Consider the following 23,303-nt stretch of genomic DNA (forward strand, 5'->3'; position numbering starts at 1 on the left):
CTCTGTCCTTATATTGATTCACAAAATCTGGCTGAGATGGAGCTGGCCCATCAGCAGCGGGTTATCGCTGTAGTCGACGGGAATGGCCACCACGGCCGGGCCATCGACATCCATTGCCGCACGCAGCGTCGGTTCGAGCGCATCCGCGCTCTCGACGGCAAAGCCTTTCGCACCGAACGCGTCGGCATAGACTTTGAAATCGACCGGGCCGAACTCGACGCCGGAAAGCCTCTGGTATTTTTTCTCTTCCTGGATGGCCACCATGTTGTAGGCGTTATCCACCCAGATGATGTGCAGCACATTGGCGTTGAGGCGTACGGCGGTTTCCAGCTCCATGCTCGACTGCAAAAAGCCGCCGTCCCCGGAGACCGAGACCACCTTGCGCCCCGGGTTGACCAGCCACGCGCCAATCGCCCACGGCAGCGCCACGCCCATGGTCTGCTGACCGTTGGAGATCATCACCTGACGCGCCCGGAAGCTGTAAAGGTAGCGGGCGATCCAGATGTGGAAGCTGCCCATGTCGACGGTGAGCGTCACGTCGTTGTTCACGATGTCCTGCATGGCGCGCACGATGCGCAGCGGATGCAGAGCAAACTGGTTAAGCGATGCGCCGCGACGGTCGAGGAGGTCCCGCTGATGCTGGCGATCGACAAGAATTTCCGAGGCGCGCTGGCTGAGTTCAAGTTTGTGCTCGATTCGACTGGCAAGCAGATTCAGCGTGGCAGCAATATCCCCGACCAGTTCCAGATCGGGAACATACTTGCGCTCCTCATAGGCGGGCAGCACGTCAATGTGCACCAGCATGGCGTCGCCGCTGTTCCACATGGACGGCTCGTACTCCACCGGGCTGTAGCCGATGCAGATAATCAGGTCCGCCAGATGCAGCAGCCGGTCGCCCGCCTGGTTGTTAAAGAGGCCGACGCGTCCGGCGAAGCGGGTGAAGTGTTCCTGATTCACCGCCCCGGCGGCCTGATAGGTGCTGGTGACCGGAATACGGCTTCTCTCCAGCAGCTTATGCAGCGCGGCGCTGTTGGCGGGCTGGCTGGCCATCAGGCCGAGTAAGATGACCGGGTTTTTGGCCTTCGCGATAAGCTTCGCCACGTCGTTGATGGCTGACTCCGGCGCCGGGCCCATCAGCGCCGCGGTGCTGGCGGGTAAAATAGCTCCCGTGGTGGGCTGGTCGACAATATCCTGCGGCAGGCTGACAAACGCCCCGCCCGGCCTGCCCTGCTCGGCAGCGCGAAACGCGTTCGACACCACCTCGGCAATCGCGTCCGGTGAATTAACTTCGACGGCGTATTTGGTGACCGGGCTGAACATGGCGACGGTATCCATGCTCTGGTGCACCAGTTTCGCTTTATCTGCCCGCTTCACCGCCCCGCCCAGCGCCACCACCGGGTCACCTTCGCTGTTGGCGGTGGCGATGCCGGTGATCAGGTTGGAGCAGCCCGGCCCGGAGGTGACCAGCGCGACCCCGGCCTTACCGGTTAGCCGCCCTACCGCTGCCGCCATAAACGCCGCGTTCGCCTCGTGACGCACCGGGATAATCTCGATGGAGGAGTCCAGCAGGGAGTCAAAGACCTTGTCGATTTTTGCGCCCGGTATGCCGAACACCTGCTTCACACCCTGCGCTTCCAGCTGGCCGACAACCATATCGGCGCCGTGCGCCCACTGACGTGACTGTTTCTCACTGTTCACGGTAGTTCTCCTGTTAGTTTTCGACTGCGCGGATAGCCGCATCAAGGTTGCTGGGGTGCAGGTTGGCCTGTAAAAACGCGCTGTCGGCGGGCAGGTCAATCATCAGCTTGTGGATTTCGCCGAAGGTGAGCACGCCGTTCTCCAGCTGATAGTCGAGCAGGTGGCCCCCGCCCTGACGGTCGTCGGTGATAAAGTGTTCGTGATAGCCCGCCACGTTAATGCCCTGCATATGCTGTGGGGTGCGGAACCCGACCAGCACGCCCTCGCGCTGGTTAAAGCGGAACACCGGCTGGTCATCCAGCACGTCGGTCATCGCCCGGTACGGCGGTGTCTGGCGCGGTACGGTGCGGGTGTGGGCATGGCGGAAGTTGCCGTCGATGCGCAGCGCGCAGAACAGGTTGTCGGAGGGGATTTGCTGGTCGATCACGTCGTGGATCTGCTGACGGCTGACCGGCCCGTCGAAGGCTTTGCGGTACTGCGGCTGGAACCAGGTCATCACCGCGAACGGCGTTTTTTGCTCCGGCTTCGCGGCGCGGGCGCTGCCGTCGGCGCGCAGCTGGTACACTTGGCTGCTGAAGGCAATCATTTCACCGTCCAGCTCGTTAAAGGTACCAAGACCAAAATCACCGTGTGCCAGCAGGTCGGCGATGGTCGTCTCCCCTTCGTAGACGCCGCTTAGCAGGGCGCTCATTAGCGATGTCTGATAGATCACGCTGTCAGGATGCTGAGCCGAGAACCCACGCAGGGTCTCGCATAAACTCGCCTCACAGTCGCATGCAGATGAATGCATCATCATGCCCGTCCTCTTCAACTTTATTTATAAAGGTTAAATAAATGTTGACCCGATTCAGCAGAGAGTTCCAATATAGAATCCATGCTGGTTTGAGACGTTTTTGATATGGAACTTCGTTATCTGCGCTATTTTGTCGCGGTAGCACGCGAGCGACACTTCACCAGGGCGGCCAAAGCGCTGGGTATTTCACAGCCTCCTCTGAGTCAGCAGATCAAACGGCTCGAAGAGGAAGTGGGCACGCCGCTGTTCAGGCGCCTGACACGGGGCGTGGAGCTGACCGAAGCGGGAGAGGCCTTCTATGAGGACGCCTGTAAGATCCTGGCGCTGAGCGATGCCGCGCTGGAGAAAGCCCGGGGCATCGCGCGCGGGCTGAACGGCAGCCTGTCGATTGGCATCACCAGTTCAGATGCTTTTCATCCCAAAATCTTCGCCCTGATACGTCAGTTTCAGGTACAGAACATGGCGGTGCAGGTTCACCAGGTGGAAGCCAATATGTCGTCGCTGACGACGATGCTGGCGGAGGGTGAGCTGGATATCGCCTTTGTGCGCCTGCCGTGCGAAAGCAGTAAGGTGTTCGAATTAAAAATCCTCGATCGGGAGCCGATGGTGGTGGCGCTGCATCGCGATCATCCCCTGGCGGCATGTGGCGATCTGGCGCTGGATGAGCTGCGGGATACGCCGGTGGTGCTGTTCCCCCAGGAGGTAGCACCGGGGCTGTATGACCGCGTTTACGGCAGCTGCGAGCGGGCCGGGATCGATATGCAACACACGCTGCAATCCTCACAACTTTCCTCTTCCCTGAGCATGGTCTCCGCTGGCGGCGGGTTCGCGCTGGTGCCGAAATCCATGGCCGCTATTTCTCCGCCGAATGTCACCTACCATGCGCTGCGCTCACCGGAGCTTTATACCGATATCGCGCTCTGCTGGCGGCGTTTTGAGCGTTCGCGGACGGTGAAGCGGTTTCTGGCGATGATGAGCGAGGGGTAGCTACGGTGTGGCTGTGCCCGGCGGCGCTGCGCTTGCGCGGGCCTACGGTTCGTGTCGCGGATAGGTTGGCTGGTTAGCGGTTTTGTAGGCCGGGTAAGGCGCAGCCGCCACCCGGCAATGCCCTTTGGAAGCCGCCTCGCAAACTTTTAAGCAATCTTATGTAATTCAGGGGCATCCCTTTTCATCCCTTCTCCGCGGTCGTAAAGTGCCTGCGTTGCGGCACATCCGTAACCGGGCGTAGGAACCCGTTAGCATGACGTGACATTTTTTTGGACAACGAGGATGCTAAATGGCGACTACCCCTGGATTTTCATACGTACACGCTGAAGAAAGCGCTGTTCATCACCTTCTTCACCTGCAACTTCCCGATTCTGCGGATCTCTTTGAACTGGCTGGCACCTGTGCGGCGTACGTGAGCGTACTGGTGGAAATGGACGATGCGGTGACATTTTCTACGCTCTGTAAGCAACTGCTGGGTTGTTAGCGGAGTTTGTGAAGGAGCCTTATATAACGGCTCACTGAGTCGGCCTTACACAAAGGACAACGTTGTTTGATGAATGACGGTTTGTTAGAGGAATGCACAGGAAGGCGGTCACGCCACAGAGGGCGTGACATAAAATCAGGCCTGGTCGTCTTCTTTACCGTAGTAAAGCTTACCGATCTGAATGAGAGGACGGCCCTGGGATTTGCGGTGCAGGTTGCTGTCACGCAGTGAATAAACGCAGCCGCAGTATTCCTGCTGGTAGAACTGCTCGCGCTTGCTGATTTCAATCATGCGCGACGAACCGCCCTGTTTCCGCCAGTTATAGTCCCAATAGACCATACCCGGATAGTGGGCGGCGGCTCGCTGACCGCAGTCGTTGATTTGCTGCATATTTTTCCAGCGAGAGATGCCCAGTGAGCTGCTAATCACGTTGAAGCCATTTTCAGCGGCGTAAAGCGCAGTCCGCTCAAAGCGCATGTCAAAACACATGGTGCAGCGAATGCCGCGCTCGGGTTCCCATTCCATGCCTTTGGCGCGCTCAAACCAGTTATCTGTATCGTAATCCGCATCGATAAACGGTACGCCGTGCTGTTCGGCAAAGCGAATATTCTCATCCTTACGAATCAGATACTCTTTCTGCGGATGAATGTTCGGATTGTAGAAGAAGATGGTGTAGTCGATCCCTGAGGCCTGGATCGCCTCCATTACCTCACCAGAACACGGAGCGCAACAGGAGTGCAGCAGCAGTTTATCAGCCCCGTTTGGGAGTTCTAGTTTAGGGCGTTTGAAATCAGCGGTAGTCATAAATTTATTTGATGAGGTAATGAGGACTGAAAACAGTGTAGCATCAGAGCTGTGCTATCGGGAATGGCGGCCAGTCTCATACATATCCCGCAATGCCTGTTATTGACACAGGGCTGCTGTTGCAGCCCTGACAACCTTAGACTTCAATCGATTCAGAGATCTCTAACGCATCATCGACTTCGATGCCTAGATAACGGACAGTGCTTTCCAGTTTCTTATGGCCCAACAGAAGTTGGGTCACCCGGAGATTCTTGGTTTTCTTGTATATCAGGTAAGGTTTTGTTCTTCTCATGGAATGTGTGCTGTAAAGCGAAGCTTCGAGACCAAGCTTTTCTACCCACCCATGAAAAATTCGGCTGTATTGTCGGGTTGATATGTGCCGGTTAGTTCCGATCCGAGACCGAAACAAGAAGTCTTTACTGTGCAAATTGCCAAGCTTTTTCAATGCAGCAACAGCTTCTCTTGTCCCTTTGGTTATCTCAAATTGCACAGGGCTACCGGTTTTCTGTTGCAGCACCGTTGCTCTGCTTGAAACCGAGCTACCATATGCAACATCAGATACTTTCAGGTTCACCAGATCGCAGCCTCGTAGCTTACTGTCTAAGGCCATATTGAACAGAGCTAAATCACGCGTTTTACCTTCCAGTTCAAGCCGGATTCGGATCCCCCAGATATGAGATATCTGAAGTGGTCTTTTTTGGCCTATGATACGGTCTTTATTCCACGGTGACGTGTTCATACTCAAATCTCCTGCAATGTGGGAGATTTGAGTAGGGTTGTCTCTTATGAGCGAGGAGCGGAAGTTCTCGCATAGGTAACGAAGGCATGACTAACATTGACACGTGTTGATCTTCAGGGAACAGGTCAGGATCATCAAATCCGCTGTGAGTGAATTACAGACCTTAGTTGTATGCAATGGCAACAAAAATTTATGTGCTGGACTTTGTATGATTTGTCTAAATGGGAGATTTTATCTCCCATTTTTCTATTTTTAATCTATCATTACGCTGAAAGTTTCAAGAATGCCTTCTGGATCTTTTTCCTCGTCACATTGTTGAATGATCATGCGGGCTAAACTTTTCACATCGGGATCATCTTTGATGTATCGAACCTGATTGTTTTCGAAATAAATTTTTATAATCTTGAAAATTTGATCTTGTTTAAACTCTTTGAATTTTAGAAGTTTCGAAACAACACGATGAGTACTAGCAAAACTCGCCGACTCTTCTAATTCTTTAATGGTCAAGTTAACTTCCATATCTGCTAAATTATTAGCTTGCGGAAAGTGCTCTTTGATGAACTCCGATAATCTAGCATAGATATGCGGTTCAGATTTTTTCTTGGTTTGCCATTCATATTTCAGATATTCATTCATATCATCTTTAATGAAAGAACTTTTATAATCACCATCTTCTGTGATTAGGTATATGTCTTCACCTTCTGGTATAGCAGCTAGTAAGCACTCCCAGTTTACTGCGTCGCCGTAAGATTTATTCTTTCCAGGCGGATTGCCCAAGTCATAACGACGCTTACCTTTTTCGATAGTTGTTTCATCAACTTCTATTTTTACTGCTGCAGCAAAAATTTTTTTGATAACCAAATCTGCTGCCAAAGTTTCATCTTTAAATTGCTGCTGTATATCTTCAAAAATTTTATTCTTAAGTCTATTTGCTTCACTTACTGTTTTAAGGAATGTTTTTTGATCTACATGTTGCCTGAAAATATGTGGTAATGTTGGCTTATAGTCTTTCTCAATTTCTTTAATATTATCAGCAACTACTTTAGAACGATTTCTCCAAAATTCATTTTTTAAAAGTTCAGGCAACCAAATTTTTAGTTGCCCATAGTCGTGCAAAGCAAATACTTTATTTAGTTCATCTAACTTGTCTTGCCCCATACGATAAAAGTCTAGATAAAGATTTGTATCAATGAATACGTTCATCATTACTCCTTGCGTGCCAGATACTTCCTAACATTACCAAATGAGCCAGTAATTTGAAACATAATTAAATCAAAAGAGTTATATATCAGAGATTGCAAAACTTCCGCTCCTGGCACATAGCGGACGCATCTTTCACACGCTTCTAAATAACCTGGTTAGCAAAACTATCTCCACGGAACTCCTTCCCAGCAAGCAATTCCTGAATACGCTTCGCAAATCACATAAATACTTCAGGCCGAGATACTTCTGGCACTTTAATGGCATACCACTCCAACTTAAAGTGCTCGCACTCAATGCAAAGTTCAATTGTCACGATCATGTAGAAACTGCAATTTCATCGAAGTTTCCGCATTGTCAACCCACCAACCACCATCTATAATATTTCCAACCTGGAAACAAGGGGCAAGGATGCACATAGTCTCAAGAGCGCCTTTCGACACAGCGGCCAGACATTATCCCAATCAAGCACAAGCCCTGGACGATCTTTACCGGGTACTAAAAAAGGAACACTACCCCTCACCAGACGAGATGCGAAAGCGCTTTCCTAGCCTGGACCGGATGAAATACCGGGAAAAATGGTGGGTCATTGATGTGGGTGGCGGGCATCTAAGAGTGATGTTTTTTGCTGATTTTGAGCGTGGAAAGATCTTCATCAAACACATCAGCACTCACGCAGACTATGACAAGCTCACGGACTACTACCGGAGAACGAAAGAATGAATTATGCAGCAGCCATCAAAGCGGCAAACGCTCTGACAAACGAGCTCCCTTTCCTGGGTTCAAGCCCGTCGCGGCAAGACTACGAGGATGCGCTGGCGCTGGTGGAGTATCTTATCGAGCACGACCCCGATAACCCGCTGGTAGATATGCTCACTGCCAAAATCGATAAGTATGAAAACGCGTTCCCGGAGTTTGCAGAATTTAACGCGCGTATTGCCAGCATTCCGTCAGGCGTTGCGTTACTGCGAACGCTAATGGATCAGTACCAGCTCACTCAGAGTGATTTCGAGAACGAGATTGGTAAGAAGTCTCTGGTAAGTCGGATCCTTAACGGACAGCGCACGTTAACGCTAGATCATATGCGAGCGCTGGCGAAGCGTTTCGGTTTGCCGGTGAGCGCATTTGTGGGGAACTGATGCGAAGTTTTCACCCAGACCAATTCCCCAGACGTTAATACCACTATATCTCTCACCCCGGCCCCTCGCTCCCCGCCGCCAGCAGCGGCACCACCACGTCGCTGATGGGCACCGCAATCCCGTGCCTGCGGCCATAGCGCTGGATCACGCCGTTGCGTATGTCCCACTCCATCGGGCGATCCGCCTGACGGTCGGCAAGGATCGACGTGCCTAAATCCACTGGCGCACGCTGGAAATTCGCCAGGATCTCCTGGGCCACCGCATCGTCCAGCTTCGCCCCTTCGGCGCGGGCGACGGTAAGCCCCTCGCGCAGGTAGCCCAGCGCCAGCTCGCTGATATCCTCGCGCCTGAACATCCCGGCGCGGCGATTGGCCAGCACCATCAGCCCGGCGACCGCGTTTTGCAGCAGCTTGCGCCAGGCGACGGTAGTGAAATCTGTCGAGAGCTCAACGTCACAGCGCGTGCCGCGAAGCGCCTCCACCACCCGCTGCGCCTGCGGCACGTCCGGCAGCGTAAGGCGCGGTTTGGCGCGCAGCCAGACGGAGGCATCCGGCTCGCGCTGGGCAGGGAACCAGACCACCGAGGGCAGCACCGTTGCGCCATTGACCAAAGGCGCAAGCTGGGCTTTCTGCTCCACGCCGTTTTGCAGCGCGCAGACCACGGTGTTTTCATCGCACAGAGCGCGCAGCCACCCGGCGCTGTCGGCATTTTGCGTCGTTTTGACCGCCAAAAAAACGAGGTCAACGGGGCGCGTAATGACGCTGGGATCGGTGAGTACCGGACCGGGCACCACAATTTCACCCTCATCATGACGCAGGCGCAGTTCCGGATGCGCGGTGCGCCCACACAGCAGCGGCGTGCGGCCCGCTTCATGCAGCACCGCGGCGATGGTGGTCCCTATCGCACCGGGTCCTGTCAGCGCAATGGTTGGATAGTCAGACATGGATCACTCCCCCTTTTCTAAGCCTGCTATCAGTTATACCACCCTGAGACGAGCGCGCCACGCCCATTGTCTATACTCAACTCATAACAGACAACGGAGTGCGCCATGCCTTTACCCGACTTCAAATCCTCTGAACCTTATACCCTCGGCATTGAGCTCGAACTCCAGGTGGTTAACCCGCCGGGTTACGATCTGAGCCAGGACTCCTCTGCCCTCATCGCCGCCGTCAAAGACGACATCAAAGGGGGGGAAGTCAAACACGACATCACCGAAAGCATGCTCGAAATCGCCACCGGCGTGTGCCAGACCATCGACCAGGCAGCGGCGCAGTTTTCAGTGATGCAGCAGAGCATCCTGCGAGCGGCGGAAGATCAGCATATCCAGATCTGCGGCGGTGGGACGCATCCGTTCCAGAAATGGCAGCGGCAGGAAGTGTGCGACGACGAGCGCTATAACGTCACGCTGGAGCGCTTTGGCTATCTGATTTTGCAGGCGACGGTGTTCGGCCAGCACGTACACGTCGGCTGTCGGACCGGGGACGACGCCATTTACCTGCTGCACGGCCTGTCGCGCTTTGTGCCACACTTTATCGCCCTGGCCGCCGCATCACCGTATATGCAGGGCACGGACACGAAGTTCGCCTCATCGCGTCTCAACATCTTCTCGGGCTTCCCGGATAACGGTCAGATGCCGTGGGTCAACAGCTGGCAGGAGTTCGAGGGGCTGTTCCGCCGCCTGAGCTCCACCAGCATGATCGACAGCATTAAGGATCTGCACTGGGACATCCGCCCCAGCCCGCACTTCGGCACCGTCGAGGTGCGGGTGATGGATACGCCGCTGACGCTCAGCCACGCCATTAACATCGCCGGGCTTATTCAGGCGACGTCGCACTGGCTGCTGACCGCGCGGCCGTATAAGCATCAGGAACGGGATTTTCTGCTCTATCGCTTTAACCGTTTTCAGGCCTGTCGCTACGGGCTGGAAGGCATTCTGACGGACGTACATACCGGCGAGCACAAAACCGTGGCGGAAGATATCGCCTGGCTGCTCGAGCAGGTTGCGCCGTCGGCCGAGAAGCTCGGCGCGACAAGCGCAATCAATGAGATTGCCCTGCTGTTAAAGCAGGGCAAGAGCGAGGCGCAGCGCATGCGGGACTTTATCGCCGATGGCGGCTCGCTGATTTCTCTGGTGCAGAAGCACTGTGAGCTGTGGGCGACGAGTCCGTAAGGCCGTGGCCCCACTCGCGCAGGCGCTGGAACAGCACGAACAGCGCCGGGATGAACACTATCCCCACCACGGTCGCCACCAGCATGCCGCTGAACACCGTAGTGCCGATGATGCGGCGGCTCTGGGCACCCGCCCCGGTCGCCAGCATCATCGGCAGGACGCCGATAATGAACGACACGGCGGTCATCATTACCGCGCGGAAGCGGCGCGATGCCCCCTCCCGTGCGGCATCGACAATCGCCATTCCATCCATGCGCCGGGCGCGGGCAAACTCCACGATAAGAATTGCGTTCTTGGCGGCGAGGGCTATCAGTAGCACCAGACCTATCTGCACGTATACGTCGTTGGCATAGCCCGCCAGCCACAGCCAGACCAGCGCCCCGCCGATGGCGAACAGCACCGAGAGCATCACGCTCGCCGGCAGCGTCCAGCTCTCGTACTGGGCGACGAGGAACAGCCACGCCATCACCACCGCCGCCAGCACGATCCATATCGCCTGATTGCCGGTCTGCTGCTCCTGATACGACATGCCGCTCCAGGCGTAGTCGTACCCGGCTGGCAGGTTTTCCGCCAGAATCTCGCCCATCGCCGCCATTGCGGTGCTGCTGCTCACCCCTTCCGCTGCCGAGCCGCTCACCGATACCGACGGGAACTGGTTGTACTGCTGAATAAATGGCGCGCCGACGGTCGGCGTGATGGTGATGAGGTTGCTCAGACGCACCCGCTCGCCGCTGTTGCTGCGCACGAACAGCTCGCTGATTTGCTCCGCGCGCTCGCGCCACTGCATCTCGTTCTGCATCACTACGTGGTAGACGCGGTTGTTGACGCTGAAATCCCCGGCGCGCGTGCCGCCAAAGGCGGTTTGCAGGCTGCTGAAGATGCGTGACACCGGCACGTCGAGGCGGGCCGCGCGCTCGCGGTCAACGGTGAGCGTCATCTGTGGCACGTTGCTGCTCCAGGTGGTGAACACGCGGCTCAGCCGCGGGTTCTGGTTGGCTTTCGCCAGCACCTCACGCGTCACGCGCTCCAGCTCCGCCGGACTTTGCCCCGCCTGCGCCTGAATGCGCAGGTCGAAGCCGGAGGCGTTGCCCAGCCCCGGCAGCGTCGGCGGCGCAAAGGTCATGATGATGGCTTCCGGCAGGGCCAGCAGCTGGTGCTGAAGGGTGCCCATCACCTCATCCAGCGGCGGACGCTCGCTCCAGTCTTTGAGCATGATGGAGATAAACCCGCCGTTCGATGCGCTGGTGCCGTTGAGGATGTTAAACCCGGAGACCTGAATCACGTCTTCTACCGCCGGGTTGTTAGCGATCAGCTCGCGCGCGGTGGTCATCACCGCTTCGGTGCGCTCCAGCGAGGCTGCCTCCGGCAACTGGACGCTGGCGAAGAAGTAGCCCTGATCCTCCTGCGGCAGGAAGCCCTTTGGCATCGACATAAAGCTGAATACCACCACCGCCGCCGCGCCTGCGGTGGCCAGCAGCGCCAGCCACGGGCGCAGGTTTAAAACGTTCACGATGCGGGTGTAGAAACCGCGCGTGGCGTCCAGCCCGTGGTTAAAGGCGCGATAGAGTGCCGCAGGTTTCTCCGGTCGCGGGCGCAGCAACAGCGCGGACAGGGCGGGCGTAAGAGTCAACGCCACCAGGCTTGAGAGCGTGACGGCAGTCGAGAGCGTCACCGCGAACTGGCGGTACAGCTCGCCGACAATCCCCGGCAGGAGCGCCACCGGCACAAACACCGCCAGCAGCACCAGCGTGGTGGCAATCACTGGCCCGGCGATCTGGCGCAGCGCCAGCGCGGTCGCCGCCGTACGGCTCTGCCCTTCCGCCATCAGCGTTTCGACGCTCTCCACCACCACGATGGCGTCATCCACCACCATGGTCAGCGCCAGAATGATAGCGAACAGGCTCAGCGTATTGGCGGAGTAGCCGAGCGTATAGAGCACCGCGAAGGTGCCCACCAGCGACACCGGAATGGCAAGGGCAACAATCAGCGTCGCGCGCCAGCTTTGCAGGAACAGGGACACCACGACCACCACCGCCAGCATCGTCAGCGCCAGCGAGACGCCAATCTCTTTGATGGTGGCGGCCACAAACGAGGTGGTGTCGAATTTGACTTCATAGACCAGATCGTCCGGGAAGCGCGTGGATAACCGTTCCAGCTCCGCGCGCACCGCATCGGCCACGCGCAGGGCGTTAGCGGACGGCGTCGGGTAGATGCCGAGGTAGGCGGAGTCGTGCCCGTTCAGCTGCGCGCCAGAGCTGTAGCTGCGCGAGCCAAGCTCGATGGTGGCGACGTCCTTCAGGCGCACCAGCTGACCCATCTCCCCGGCGCGGATAATGATGTTGGCAAAGTCGTCGGCCTGATTTAAGCGCCCCAGCCCGTTAATGGTCAGGGTCTGCTGCTGGCCGTTAAACACCGGCGGCGTGCCGACCTGGCCTGCCGCCCCCTGCACGTTCTGCTCGCGCAGCGCCTGCGCCACGTCATCGCTGGTCACGTTCAGGGCGTTCATGCGGTCCGGGCGCAGCCAGATGCGCATGCTGTAGTCCCGTGCGCCAAACATCTGTACCTGCCCGACGCCCGGCAGACGCGACAGCGCCTCGCGCACCTGGGTGCTGGCGTAGTTGCTGACGAACAGCGGCGTGTGGGTGTTGTTCGGTGAGTAAAGGCTTACCCCCATCATCAGGTTGGTGGCGCGCTTGCGCACCTGCACGCCGTTTTGCTGCGCCTCGGTCGGCAGCTGCGCCACGGCCTGCGCCACGCGGTTTTGCACGTCGATGGCGGCGAGGTCCGGATCGGTGCCCGCCGCAAAGGTAATGTTCAGGCTATAGCTACCCTCGTCCGAACTGGTGGACTCCATATAGAGCATATGATCCACCCCGTTCAGCTGAGTTTCCAGCGGCGTGGCGATGGCCTCCGCCACGTCAGCCGAGCTGGCGCCCGGCCATGACGCTGACACATTCACGACCGGCGGGGTGATCTGCGGGTACTGCTCCACCGGAATAATCCTCAGCGCGATGGCCCCCAGCAGGGTGATGACCAGCGCAATCACCATCGCAAAGCGCGGGCGTTTGATGAAAAACGTCAGCATGATGGCTCCTTAATTCAGTATCTGGACGGCAACGCCTGGCTGCACGCGCTGCGCACCGTCAGTAATCGCTCGCTCACCGGGCTTCAGGCCGGAGGCAATCTGGAACTGCTGGCCGATCTGTCCGGCGACCTTCAGCGGACGCATTTCGGCTTTATCCTCGGCGTTAACCACCCATGCGAAGAACCCGTGGCCATTCTGCTGTACGGCAGCGGCGGGCAGAGTCAGCACTGGTTGCTCACTTGACGGACGCAGGTAGACGTTCACGTTGCCGCCGGGCAAGAGCTGATGGCGCGGGTTGGCAAACTCGGCGCGCAGCATCACGCTGGCGGTGCGCGGGTCGATGCGGTTGTCCACGGAGGTGAGTTCCCCGCTGATGCGCTGGCCGTTGCTGTCAATCAGCGCCTGCCAGGCCTGCTTCATGGCGCTGATATCCGCATGCTGTCCGGCTTTAGTGGCAAACGTGCCCTCTTCCAGCGCAAAGGCGATGCGGATGGGATCGAGCTGCACCACCTCCACCAGCACACCGCTGGCAGGATTCACCAGGCTGCCGACGTGAAAGTTGCTGTGCCCCACGCGCCCGTCAATCGGTGAAATAATACGCGTGTAGTTGAGGGTGACGCTGCGGGTATCGAGCCGGGCTTTCGCCTGCTCCAGCGCGGCGCTCGCTACGTCGCGCTGCATGCGGGCGTTGTCCACGTCGTGGCGGCTGATGGCGTTGCTGCTGCCCAGGCTTTCGAAGCGTGACAGCTGCTGCTGCGCCTGATGCAGCGTGGCTTTGGCGCTTCTCACTTCGGCCTGCGCCAGACGCAGGGCGGCGCGCGGCTCGGCGTCGTCCAGTTCGAACAACACGTCGCCTTTTTTCACGTACTGCCCGTCGCGGAAGTGGATTCTGGTGATGACGCCTTCCGTGCGGGCGCGCAGTTCAACGGTGTGGATAGCTTCAATGCGACCCGGGATCTGACGCTCGGCGGCGTGGGCGGTCTGCTCCACGGTGGCGACACGCACGGGAATGGCCGCGGCGAATGCGGGTGGCAGGGTGCAGGCGAGGAGCGCGAACAGGAGTGGGAATTTCATGGGAGTACCTCGGCGTTGTTTTCCCTCACCCCGGCCTTCTCCCACAGGGAGAGGGAGGTCAGAGTTCCCTCTCCCTGTGGGAGAGGTTTAGGGTGAGGGCAAAAGGTTATGCAGCCTTACGGAACCTGCGGGTCAGTCGCTTCTCGATTTCGACGACGAAGAACATCACGCCCGCCACCGCCAGCGTCACGAACCAGTAGCGCAGCGGCAGCGCTTCGGTGCCGAACAGCATCTGCATAAACGGCAGGTAGATGATCGCCGCCTGGAGCAGGAACAGTACGCCCGTTACCAGCCAGATCCCTTTGTTCGCCAGCAGGCCGCGGTTCAGGGAGAACCCGTCGGTATTGCGGCAGTTAATCATGTATACCCACTGGGCGCAGACCAGCATCTGCAACAGCACGGTGCGGATGAACTCCGCGCTGTGGCCGCGCGGGGCCAGCCAGGCTTCCAGCGCAAAGGCGGCGATGGCAATCATGGTGCCGACGAAGGCCACGCGCCAGACGGCGTAGGCGTCCATCACGTGCTGCCCGGTCTGACGCGGCGGGCGGCGCATAATGTTGCGTTCGGCGGCCTCGAAGGCCAGGCCGAAGGAGAGCGTGGCGGAGGTCGCCATGTTCATCCACAGGATCAGCACTGGCGTCAGCGGAATGATGTTCCCCGCCAGCAGCGCAATCACAATCAATAGCCCCTGCGCCAGGTTGGTCGGCATGATGAACAGAATGGTCTTCTTCAGGTTGTCGTAAACGCGACGCCCCTCTTTTACCGCGCTGGCGATGGTGGCGAAGTTATCGTCCGTCAGGACCATGTCCGCCGCCTCTTTGGTCACTTCCGTGCCTTTGATGCCCATCGCGATACCCACGTCCGCCTGGCGCAGCGCCGGGGCATCGTTCACGCCGTCACCGGTCATGCCGACGATTTCGCCTTTGTCCTGCAACGCTTTCACCAGGCGCAGCTTATGCTCCGGGCTGGTACGGGCGAAGATGTCATACTTCACCGCAGCTTCCGCCAGCTCGGCGTCGTCCATCTTCTCCAGCTGGTAGCCGGTAACCGCCTGCTCGCTGTTGGTGATCCCCAGCATCTGGCCGATGCTCATCGCCGTCTGCGGGTGATCCCCGGTGATCATCTTCACGCGGATCCCCGCCTGCTGGCAGGCGTTAATCGCCTCAATCGCTTCCGGACGCGGCGGATCCATCATCCCGGCAATGCCGAGGAAGATCAGACCGTGGCTCAGGTCGTCGTGAGTTAATGCCTGCTCGCCGTTCGCTGGCTTGAACGCCGCGGCGACCATGCGTAGCCCCTGACGCGCATAGCGCTCCATCTCCGTTTCCCAGTACGCGCGGTCAAAGGCTTGCGCACCGTTGCGGGTCTGCTGCTGCTCACACAGGGCGAAAATCACGTCCGGCGCGCCGGTAATCAAAATCTGCTCCTCACTGCCAATCTGGTAGTGGGTGCTCATGTACTTGTACTGAGAGTCGAACGGGATCTTGTTAACCAGCGTGGTCACGACCGGCTCGAGGTGGGCCTTGGCCGCCAGCACCTTCAGCGCGCCCTCGGTTGGCCCGCCGGTGATGCCCCACAGGCCACGCTCGTCCTGAATCAGCTGGCTGTCGTTACACAGGTCGATGGTGCGCAGGTACTGCTCCAGCACGGTGCCCGGCTGGATCTGCACCGGCTCGTCGCTGCCTTCGAGGTAGATGTTGCCCACCGGCTCGTAGCTGTTGCCGTCCACGCGATAGCAGGTGTCGGCGGTGATGATGGCTTTCACCGTCATTTCGTTCATGGTCAGGGTGCCGGTTTTATCCGAGCAGACCACGGTCATCGCGCCCAGGGTTTCAACCGTCGGCAGCTTGCGGATAATCGCCCGCTTGCGCGCCATCGCCTGCACGCCCAGGGAGAGGATAATGGAGATAATCGCTGGCAGACCTTCCGGTACGGAGGCTACCGCCAGGCTAATCAGGGAGAGCAGCAGCTCGCCCATCGGGATCTCGCGGAACACCAGGCTGAAGACAAACAGCGCGGCCATCATCGCCAGAATGATGGCGAAGATCGCTTTGCCCAGCTTGTCCATCTGCACCAGCAGCGGGGTGCGGTGTTTTTCAATGCCCGCCATCATCTGGTTGATGTGGCCGAGTTCGGTCTCCTGGCCCGTGGCAATAACCACACCCACGCCGCCGCCCGCGCTGACCGTCGTACCGGAAAAGACCAGGTTCGTGCGGTCGCCCAGCGGTAATTCGCCGTTCAGCGGGCTCGTGTGTTTATCCACCACGGTGGATTCACCGGTCAGAATTGCCTCTTCCACGCGTAAATTATGCGCTTCGATTAAGCGCATATCCGCCGGTATACGATCTCCTGCGCGCAACACAATAATATCGCCCGGGACGATTTCCGTCGTCGGGATAGTTTCATGGTTGCCGTTACGAATAACGCGCGCCTCGCTGGAGAGCATATTGCGAATACTCTTCAGGGATTTTTCCGCGTTACTTTCCTGAATGTGGCCAATTAAGGCATTGATTACCGCCACGCCCAGAATAACCAGCGTATCAACCCAGTGTCCCATTACTGCCGTTAATACGGCGGCTGCCAGCAGGACGTAAATCAGGACATCGTTAAAATGCGCGAGAAAACGCAGCCAGCCCGGCTTGCCTTTTTTCTCCGGCAGCGCGTTCGGGCCATGCTTCTGTAAACGCGCCTGCGCCTCGGCACGGTCCAGGCCATTAGCCTGGCTCTGCGCCTGAGCAAGCACCTGCTCTACGGTCTGCTGGTACGCCTGCCCGCCTGCGGGTGGCATATTCTGCGAGAAATTTTTTTTGGTCATGGTATTTTTCCTTCAATATCCGGTGGACGGAAGCCGGAATTCCTTTCTGGCTTTAAATAATTCATTTTTAAGTCTTGCGGGTTAAATTGATCTACCGCAATATATTGACTACCCGGTTATTCAAAACTGATTAAAATTATTTCGACGCGTTGATTTTTACAAAATATTTCTAAACCAACACTAAACGAGGAGGAAGCATGTTTGGTATTTATCGCGGACGGCGTCTGGCGTTATACATTGTCGCAGCCATTGTTATTGCGACGTTAATTGGATATAGCACCTATAGCTTTGTAAAATTATTTTCGTGAGAAAGACGTTTATTTACATAACGCGATATTAATTTAATCGCCCCGAAAATATTATCTATTTTCTGTTATTAATTCGCAGAATAACGGTGGCCTTTTACCCAATTTTGCCAGCGGGGATGATATTGCTTTACGTTTCAGGATGCCGGACAATGACATTTTTAACTGACGATTAACATTACGATGAAACACCCGTTAGAATCGCTGCTCACCGCAGGGGGCATTTTGCTGATGGCCCTGCTCTCCTGCCTGCTGTTACCCGCGCCGTCGCTGGGTCTGGTGCTGGCGCAGAAGCTGGTCCAGACCTTTCATATGGTCGATCTGAATCAGCTGTACACCATTCTGTTCTGTCTGTGGTTTTTGGTGCTCGGCGCCATCGAATTCTTTATCCTGCGTTTCATCTGGCGCCGCTGGTTTTCACTGGCGTCGTAAGCCAGTGAGATCGCGCATCCCGTGGATCAGCGCTTCACACCAGGCCGCGTAGTCGTGGCCGCTGGATGAGGGGTGGAAGCTGACGCGATAGCCTTTTTTCCTCAGCACCTGTTCAAAATCCTGCGTGGTGCGATAGATGCCGCCGCCCGGTCCCGTGGTTTCAAACTTCCCGGCCTGTAACCAGAAGCGCACCGGATACGGTGGAGACTGTTGGTACTGGCGCGTCAGCCAGCCGGGAGCGTCACCTTCCGGCGCCCACCAGTAAGAACCGGAAAGGCTCAGCACGTTGCCAAACAGGCGCGGATAGCGCAGCGCCACCCATGAAGAGGCAATTCCCCCGTAGCTTGATCCTGCCAGTACGGTTTTCTGCCGCTGCATGCCGATGCCCTTCCTCCGCAGCCACGGCAGCAGCTCGTGCGCCATAAAGTCAGCAAAATCCGGGTTCGGCGGCAGCTCGTTGCCGCGACGGGCGTGATCGAGGCTGTCGATAAACACCACGTTAATCGGAGGCAGGTGATGTCGGGCAATCAGACCGTCCAGCACGTTGGCAAAATGGTATTCGTCCTGATAAACCTGTCCGTCGAAAAGGATGAGCGTCCAGCGTGCAGGCTGTGCGCCGCGCGGTTGGTAGATCATCACGTCGCGGGCATTGCCGAGGATGTTGCTGCTCAGCCTATGGCGGCTCAACGTCCCGTGTAACAGCGGCTGTGCCGTAGCCCGAACGGAGCAGTAGCGCGCCGGGCTGAGATCGAGCAGAGAATAGCGATTCCAGCGATCGGTCTTCTGCTCCCCAAAGCTATTCGGGTTAAGCGGATCGGCCTGCGCGCTTACCAGGATGGCGCGGCGTTGATCGCGGGCAGAGCCTTCAACGATCGGCACATCGGGGGCGAGCTTGTACTGCATCACCGTATCAGCGGGGACCACGTAGCTGCGGAACCAGACGTCGCTGTTGCCCAGACGGAACAGCGGATCGTGATCCCCCGCCGGAGAGCCGAGAATGAAGACGTTATCCCGCGCGCCGCGCCACAGAAAGGTCACCCGCTTATGGCTCGCATCTACCGGCTCCACCATCGGCGTTCCCTGTCGACGCTGCGCCTGCCAGAACGCCTCGGTACTTCCACCGGCAGAAATGACGTTTGCCAGCGCCTTCAGCGTCGGGCTTTCTGGCGCCAGCATCTGCACGCGTGGTAACGGAGAGGTCTCTTTCATCCGCCACTGAAAACGCCACGGCTTGCCAGCTTCGCCGTGTAGCACCAGCGAGGTGTTCTGTTTCACCGGCAGGGCAAACAGCAGCGTGTGTTCCCCGTCCGCAGGACCGTTTTCGATCAGCGTGCGGATGCGACGGTTTTGCCCATCCAGCAGGCGCGCATCCGTCACGCCATGCAGCGTGGCGGAAACGTAATTTTCATCCAGCTCGGGCAGGGAGAAGCAGACTTCGCCGCTGGCATCAAACTTTCCCTGAACATCGCCCTGCCGGGACGACTGCTCGCACGTTGCCGCCACGGCGGGCAGCGCGCCGATCCCCAGCAGCAACCCACTCCATACCCTCTTCATTACCGCTTGTTCCCCAACGAAATTTGTTAACAACGCTAATGCAAATGGTAATAATTTGCAATATCATCAACGGCGTTTTACCGGTGTTTTTATGGCGATAGCAACCAAGGACGTTCAATAAAAATGTTTAAAAATAATAAGATAATGCAGCTCTGGCTGCTGAGTCTGGCGACGACCAGCGTCGCGGCTCAGGCAGAAACGAAAGAAGAAACGATTACGGTGACGCAGGGCGTGAGTGAAGAGCCCACTGCGCCCGTAAAAGGCATTGTGGCGACGAAAACGCTCTCCGCCACCAAGACCAGCGCGGAGATCGTGAAGACGCCGCAGTCGGTATCGGTGATCACCCGCGATCAGATGAACATGCAGGACGTCACCTCCGTTTCGCAGGCGCTGCGCTACTCGGCGGGCGTGTTTACCGAGTACCGGGGCTCGTCTAACCGTAACGACGAGGTGTTTGTGCGCGGCTTTAGCTACGTGCCGAAATTCCTCGACGGCTTAAGCTTTGGCGCAACGGCTTCCTCACAGACGGGCACAGTTGACCCGTGGCTGCTGGAGCGCGTGGAGCTGGTGCGCGGCCCGGCGTCGGTGCTGTTTGGACAGGTGAATCCGGGCGGGTTAATCAGTATGACCAGCAAGCGCCCGACGGCGGAGGCCATTCACAACGTGCAGTTCCGCACCGGCAATAACGATCTCGCCGAAGGTGCGTTTGATTTCGGCGGCAAGCTGAGCGACGACGGCCGCGTGCTGTATCGCGTGAACGGTATCGCCCGTACGCAGCATAATCAGGTGGACGATTATAAAGAGACGCGGATGGCGATCGCCCCGGCGATCACCTGGTACCCGAACGATCAGACCCGCTTTACGCTGCTGACCAGCTACCAGAAAGATCCGGATGCCGGATACCGCAACTTCCTGCCCGCGTATGGCACGGTGAAAAGTGCCGACGGGAAGTACATCCCGCGCGACTTTAACGTCAGCGATCCGAATTACAATCAATCCTGGCGCGAGCAGACGATGATTGGCTACGAGCTGGAACACCAGTTCGCCGACAACCTCACCTTCCGCCAGAACGCCCGTTACGCCACCATCAAGCAGAAATATCGTTATCTGGTTTACGCCAACAGCGCGGCCAACAGCACGGTGTTGACCCGTCGCGCCCAGCGTGAAGAGCGCACGACCAACGAATTTGGCCTTGATAACCAGCTGGAATATCTGCTGGAGACCGGAAGCGTCAACCACACCCTGCTCGGCGGGTTTGATTACAAGACCAGTAAGGATAAACAGCTGCTGGCGCGCGGGAGCGGCTCACAGTATGACCTCGACTGGACAAACCCGGTTTACGGCGTGAACGTGGATGAAAGTACCTTCAAAACGGCCACCGACGAGCAGCAAAATCTCGACCAGATGGGCCTGTATCTTCAGGATCAGATGAGCTGGAACAACTGGGAGTGGCTGGTTTCCGGGCGCTACGACTGGAGCGAAGTGCGTACCAACGACTTTACCGATAACAGCTTTACGCAGCAGAACGACAGCAAATTTACCTGGCGCACTGGCCTGCTGTACGCGTTTGATTCTGGCCTGTCGCCGTACATCAGCTACAGCACCTCGTTTGAACCGAACCTGCAAACCAACCGTGCGCCGGGCGTTGCGCCATTCAGGCCTACTACCGGGGAGCAGACCGAGATTGGCGTGAAATATCAGCCGGTCGACACCACGCTGATGACCCTGGCGCTGTACGATTTGACTCAGGACAACGTCGCGACCTATAACAGCGCTGAAGGCTGGTTCGAAAATGCGGGCAAGGTGCGTTCGAAAGGCGCTGAAGCGGAAATCCACGCCACGCTGATGGATAACATCAACCTGATTGGCTCCTACACTTACACCGATGCAAAAACCGAAAGCACCACGGTGACGGGAACTGAAGGCAAAACGCCTGCGCGCATTCCAGCGCATATGGCATCGGCGTTCGCCAGCTATACCGTTCCGGGCGGAGCGCTGAAGAGCCTGACCGCTGGCGTGGGGATGCGCTACATCGGCACCAGCTACGGCGATGCGAAGAACACCTTCAAGGTGCCATCGGTGGATCTGTATGACGCGATGCTGCGCTACGATCTGGGCGAGATGAACCGCAGCCTGAAAGGGGCAAGCGTGCAGTTCAACGTCAATAACGTGGCAGACACGAAGTATGTGGCGTCATGCGCAAGCGATACGGCGTGCTTCTACGGGATTGGCCGGACGGTGACGGCGACGGTGAATTACAGCTGGTAGTTAAAGCCGGGTGGCGGCTATGCCTTACCCGGCCTGGATGTCCGCGCTATACGATGTGTTGTAGGCCCGGTAAGCGCAGCGCCACCGGGCAACTTAAAGGCACCGTGCACACAAAAAAGCGGGGTGGCGGCTACGCCTTACCCGGCCTGGATGTCGTCAATTTCAATGTGTCTGGCGGTGATTCTCTTTGCGATACGCCCCGGGCGGCTGGTTGAAGGTGCGGGTAAAGATGCGGGTAAACGTCTGCTGCGAGTCAAACCCGTAGCGCAGGCAGATATCGTACACGCGCTCGTCTGACTCACGCAGATCGCGCGCCGCCATCAGCAGCTTGCGTTCGCGGATGTAGCGCCCCAGACTTTCGCCTTTGTACTGCATAAACAGCCGCTGTAAATGCCATTTTGAGTAACCCGCATGGCGGGCAATCTCTTCGATGCGTAACGGCTGGTGTAGATTGTCATCAATCCATTCGACAATCGTATCAATGACCTGAGCGGAAATCGTCATACTGCTCTCCCCCTCTGCTTCTCGCTTAAACATTATTCCCACCACTCGCGAAATTGTTGCGTGGTATCACTCACCCGCACGGGCTCGCCCAGCTCCGGCGTCAGCAGCCGGTAGTTTTTATCCTTACTGGCTTTCGCCAGCTGGATCAGTGGATCGTTCCAGGTATGTTTCGCCAGCACAAAACGCCCGTTATGTCCCGGTACGACCGCTTTGGCATTGAGATCTGCCGAGGCCTGCGCCGTTTCTGCCGGGTGCATATGGATGTACTTCCAGTCCTGGTCGTACTGGCCGTTTTCCATGATGGCTAAGTCAACTCCGCCAAACTGCTCGCCAATCGCTTTGAAGTGCGGGCCGTAACCGGAGTCTCCGCTGTAGTAGACCTTTCGCTCTGGGGTGACAAACATAAAGCTGCCCCACAGGGTCTGGTTACGCTTAATGCCGCGCCCGGAAAAATGGCGCGCCGGCAGAACGTGCACCGTCAGCGTATCGCTGATATGCACCGACTGGTTCCAGTCCCGCTCGTCGATAATCTCAGGGTTCATCCCCCAGTAGCGCAGATGCGACCCCACGCCCAGCGGGGTGACCACGCGCTTAACCTTCGGCAGCAGCGCCTTGATGGTGGCGTAATCCAGATGGTCATAGTGATCGTGGGAGATAATCAGCAGGTCGATCTCCGGCATGCTCTCCGCACGCCACGGGTACTCCCCCGCAAACGCTTTATTGAGGAAGGAGAACGGTGCGGCGTAGCTACTCAGAACCGGATCGATCAGGATGCGTTTCCCCGCCAGCTGCATATACCAGGAGGAGTGGCCGAGCCACACCAGCGTGTCCTGTTCAGGCGACAGGCTCGCCAGATCGGTTTTCACCAGCGGCAGCGGCTGCGCAGGACGGGCGTTTTCGGTTTTACGGGTAAGGAACTGCCACCACGCCACCAGCATATTTTGTTGCCCGGTAAAGCCCGGCGTAGGGAGCGTGTTATGGAATTGCCCGTCGCGATAGTGCGGAGAGGCTTCCACTTCAGAGAGCTGCGCACCCTGCGGTGGCTGGCCAAATCCGGCATTCAGTACAAACGGTAAACTGGCAGCTGAAGCAATAATCATGACTAACACCACGCAGATGAATAGAGGCTTTTTCATTTCCTGACCCGCCTACGCGCCCCATCCGATGGTTTGCGCGGGTGACACTTGATTATGAGTGAGTAAGCACTCATTATAGATAGGATGATTACGCCGTCAAGAAGGTTTTCGTTCTT

Annotated in this window: 19 protein-coding genes; 7 read left to right on the forward strand and 12 right to left on the reverse strand. The window is 57.5% G+C overall.

Annotated elements, in window-relative coordinates; all coding sequences use genetic code 11:
* Positions 1-18 precede the first annotated feature (18 nt).
* Both alsS and budA read right to left on the reverse strand, forming a co-directional pair.
* On the reverse strand, positions 19-1,698 hold the full coding sequence (alsS, locus tag ACOTYH_RS04640) for an acetolactate synthase AlsS (RefSeq protein ID WP_421637583.1): 1,680 nt from the start codon (positions 1,696-1,698) through the stop codon (positions 19-21).
* Positions 1,699-1,711: 13 nt separating this feature from the next.
* On the reverse strand, positions 1,712-2,491 hold the full coding sequence (gene budA, locus ACOTYH_RS04645) for an acetolactate decarboxylase (protein WP_026080550.1): 780 nt from the start codon (positions 2,489-2,491) through the stop codon (positions 1,712-1,714).
* A 105-nt stretch (positions 2,492-2,596) separates the two neighbouring features.
* Here budA and ACOTYH_RS04650 point away from each other — a divergent pair, with 105 nt between their 5' ends.
* Both ACOTYH_RS04650 and ACOTYH_RS04655 read left to right on the forward strand, forming a co-directional pair.
* Positions 2,597-3,478 (forward strand): LysR family transcriptional regulator, encoded by an 882-nt coding sequence (locus tag ACOTYH_RS04650; RefSeq protein ID WP_003858850.1) that lies wholly within the window; start codon positions 2,597-2,599, stop codon positions 3,476-3,478.
* 289 nt (positions 3,479-3,767) lie between these two features.
* Complete coding sequence (locus ACOTYH_RS04655; protein ID WP_023315576.1) at positions 3,768-3,962, forward strand: hypothetical protein; 195 nt, start codon at positions 3,768-3,770, stop codon at positions 3,960-3,962.
* Between the two features lie 135 nt (positions 3,963-4,097).
* On the opposite strand, the gene ACOTYH_RS04660 is transcribed toward ACOTYH_RS04655, so the two are convergent.
* The 3 genes from ACOTYH_RS04660 to ACOTYH_RS04670 all read right to left on the reverse strand — a co-directional run bounded on the left by ACOTYH_RS04660 (position 4,098) and on the right by ACOTYH_RS04670 (position 6,711).
* Positions 4,098-4,766: an epoxyqueuosine reductase QueH gene (locus ACOTYH_RS04660; protein WP_023296073.1), complete on the reverse strand. Its 669-nt coding sequence runs from the start codon at positions 4,764-4,766 to the stop codon at positions 4,098-4,100.
* A 136-nt stretch (positions 4,767-4,902) separates the two neighbouring features.
* Positions 4,903-5,505, reverse strand: a complete 603-nt coding sequence (locus ACOTYH_RS04665) for a tyrosine-type recombinase/integrase (protein WP_058689231.1) — start codon at positions 5,503-5,505, stop codon at positions 4,903-4,905.
* 252 nt (positions 5,506-5,757) lie between these two features.
* Positions 5,758-6,711 carry a PIN domain-containing protein gene (locus ACOTYH_RS04670; protein ID WP_127348468.1) on the reverse strand — a complete coding sequence of 318 codons (954 nt, stop codon included), beginning with the start codon at positions 6,709-6,711 and terminating at the stop codon, positions 5,758-5,760.
* Between the two features lie 405 nt (positions 6,712-7,116).
* On the opposite strand from ACOTYH_RS04670, the gene ACOTYH_RS04675 reads away from it, so the two are divergent.
* Both ACOTYH_RS04675 and ACOTYH_RS04680 read left to right on the forward strand, forming a co-directional pair.
* Positions 7,117-7,428, forward strand: a complete 312-nt coding sequence (locus ACOTYH_RS04675) for a type II toxin-antitoxin system HigB family toxin (RefSeq protein ID WP_033486526.1) — start codon at positions 7,117-7,119, stop codon at positions 7,426-7,428.
* Positions 7,425-7,844, forward strand: a complete 420-nt coding sequence (locus ACOTYH_RS04680) for a helix-turn-helix domain-containing protein (RefSeq protein ID WP_421637584.1) — start codon at positions 7,425-7,427, stop codon at positions 7,842-7,844. The genes ACOTYH_RS04675 and ACOTYH_RS04680 overlap by 4 nt, the downstream gene beginning before the upstream one ends.
* Before the next feature lie 52 nt (positions 7,845-7,896).
* On the opposite strand, the gene ACOTYH_RS04685 is transcribed toward ACOTYH_RS04680, so the two are convergent.
* The gene (locus ACOTYH_RS04685) at positions 7,897-8,787 is read right to left on the reverse strand and encodes an oxidoreductase (protein WP_045349895.1); all 891 of its coding nucleotides are present in this window, start codon (positions 8,785-8,787) and stop codon (positions 7,897-7,899) included.
* Positions 8,788-8,892: 105 nt separating this feature from the next.
* On the opposite strand from ACOTYH_RS04685, the gene ACOTYH_RS04690 reads away from it, so the two are divergent.
* Positions 8,893-10,014 (forward strand): YbdK family carboxylate-amine ligase, encoded by a 1,122-nt coding sequence (locus tag ACOTYH_RS04690; protein ID WP_015571201.1) that lies wholly within the window; start codon positions 8,893-8,895, stop codon positions 10,012-10,014.
* Here the strand turns inward: ACOTYH_RS04690 and ACOTYH_RS04695 are convergent.
* The 3 genes from ACOTYH_RS04695 to ACOTYH_RS04705 form a co-directional block, all read right to left on the reverse strand.
* Positions 9,944-13,099, reverse strand: coding sequence for an efflux RND transporter permease subunit (locus tag ACOTYH_RS04695; protein ID WP_421637585.1), 3,156 nt, complete (start codon positions 13,097-13,099; stop codon positions 9,944-9,946). The two genes, ACOTYH_RS04690 and ACOTYH_RS04695, sit on opposite strands and share 71 nt — an antisense overlap.
* A 9-nt stretch (positions 13,100-13,108) precedes the next feature.
* A complete protein-coding gene (locus ACOTYH_RS04700) occupies positions 13,109-14,173 on the reverse strand; it encodes an efflux RND transporter periplasmic adaptor subunit (protein ID WP_421002161.1) in 1,065 nt (354 codons plus the stop codon).
* A 106-nt stretch (positions 14,174-14,279) separates the two neighbouring features.
* The gene (locus tag ACOTYH_RS04705; RefSeq protein ID WP_015571204.1) at positions 14,280-16,988 is read right to left on the reverse strand and encodes a cation-transporting P-type ATPase; all 2,709 of its coding nucleotides are present in this window, start codon (positions 16,986-16,988) and stop codon (positions 14,280-14,282) included.
* A 488-nt stretch (positions 16,989-17,476) separates the two neighbouring features.
* Between ACOTYH_RS04705 and ACOTYH_RS04710 the strand changes: the two genes are divergently transcribed.
* A complete protein-coding gene (locus ACOTYH_RS04710) occupies positions 17,477-17,725 on the forward strand; it encodes a DUF1158 domain-containing protein (protein ID WP_003858875.1) in 249 nt (82 codons plus the stop codon).
* Here ACOTYH_RS04710 and ACOTYH_RS04715 read toward each other — a convergent pair.
* Entirely contained in the window at positions 17,711-19,279 is a 1,569-nt protein-coding gene (locus tag ACOTYH_RS04715; RefSeq protein ID WP_421637586.1) for an alpha/beta hydrolase-fold protein, read from the reverse strand. The two genes, ACOTYH_RS04710 and ACOTYH_RS04715, sit on opposite strands and share 15 nt — an antisense overlap.
* Positions 19,280-19,402: 123 nt before the next feature.
* On the opposite strand from ACOTYH_RS04715, the gene ACOTYH_RS04720 reads away from it, so the two are divergent.
* Entirely contained in the window at positions 19,403-21,547 is a 2,145-nt protein-coding gene (locus tag ACOTYH_RS04720) for a TonB-dependent siderophore receptor (RefSeq protein ID WP_141414131.1), read from the forward strand.
* A gap of 162 nt (positions 21,548-21,709) precedes the next feature.
* On the opposite strand, the gene ACOTYH_RS04725 is transcribed toward ACOTYH_RS04720, so the two are convergent.
* Positions 21,710-22,051 carry a RamA family antibiotic efflux transcriptional regulator gene (locus ACOTYH_RS04725; protein WP_032670430.1) on the reverse strand — a complete coding sequence of 114 codons (342 nt, stop codon included), beginning with the start codon at positions 22,049-22,051 and terminating at the stop codon, positions 21,710-21,712.
* A gap of 32 nt (positions 22,052-22,083) precedes the next feature.
* Positions 22,084-23,187 (reverse strand): RomA family MBL fold metallo-hydrolase, encoded by a 1,104-nt coding sequence (locus ACOTYH_RS04730; protein ID WP_017382551.1) that lies wholly within the window; start codon positions 23,185-23,187, stop codon positions 22,084-22,086.
* Between the last annotated feature and the right edge of the window lie 116 nt (positions 23,188-23,303).

This window comes from Enterobacter cloacae complex sp. SHL001 (assembly GCF_049236825.1).
Lineage (GTDB): Bacteria > Pseudomonadota > Gammaproteobacteria > Enterobacterales > Enterobacteriaceae > Enterobacter > Enterobacter hormaechei_C.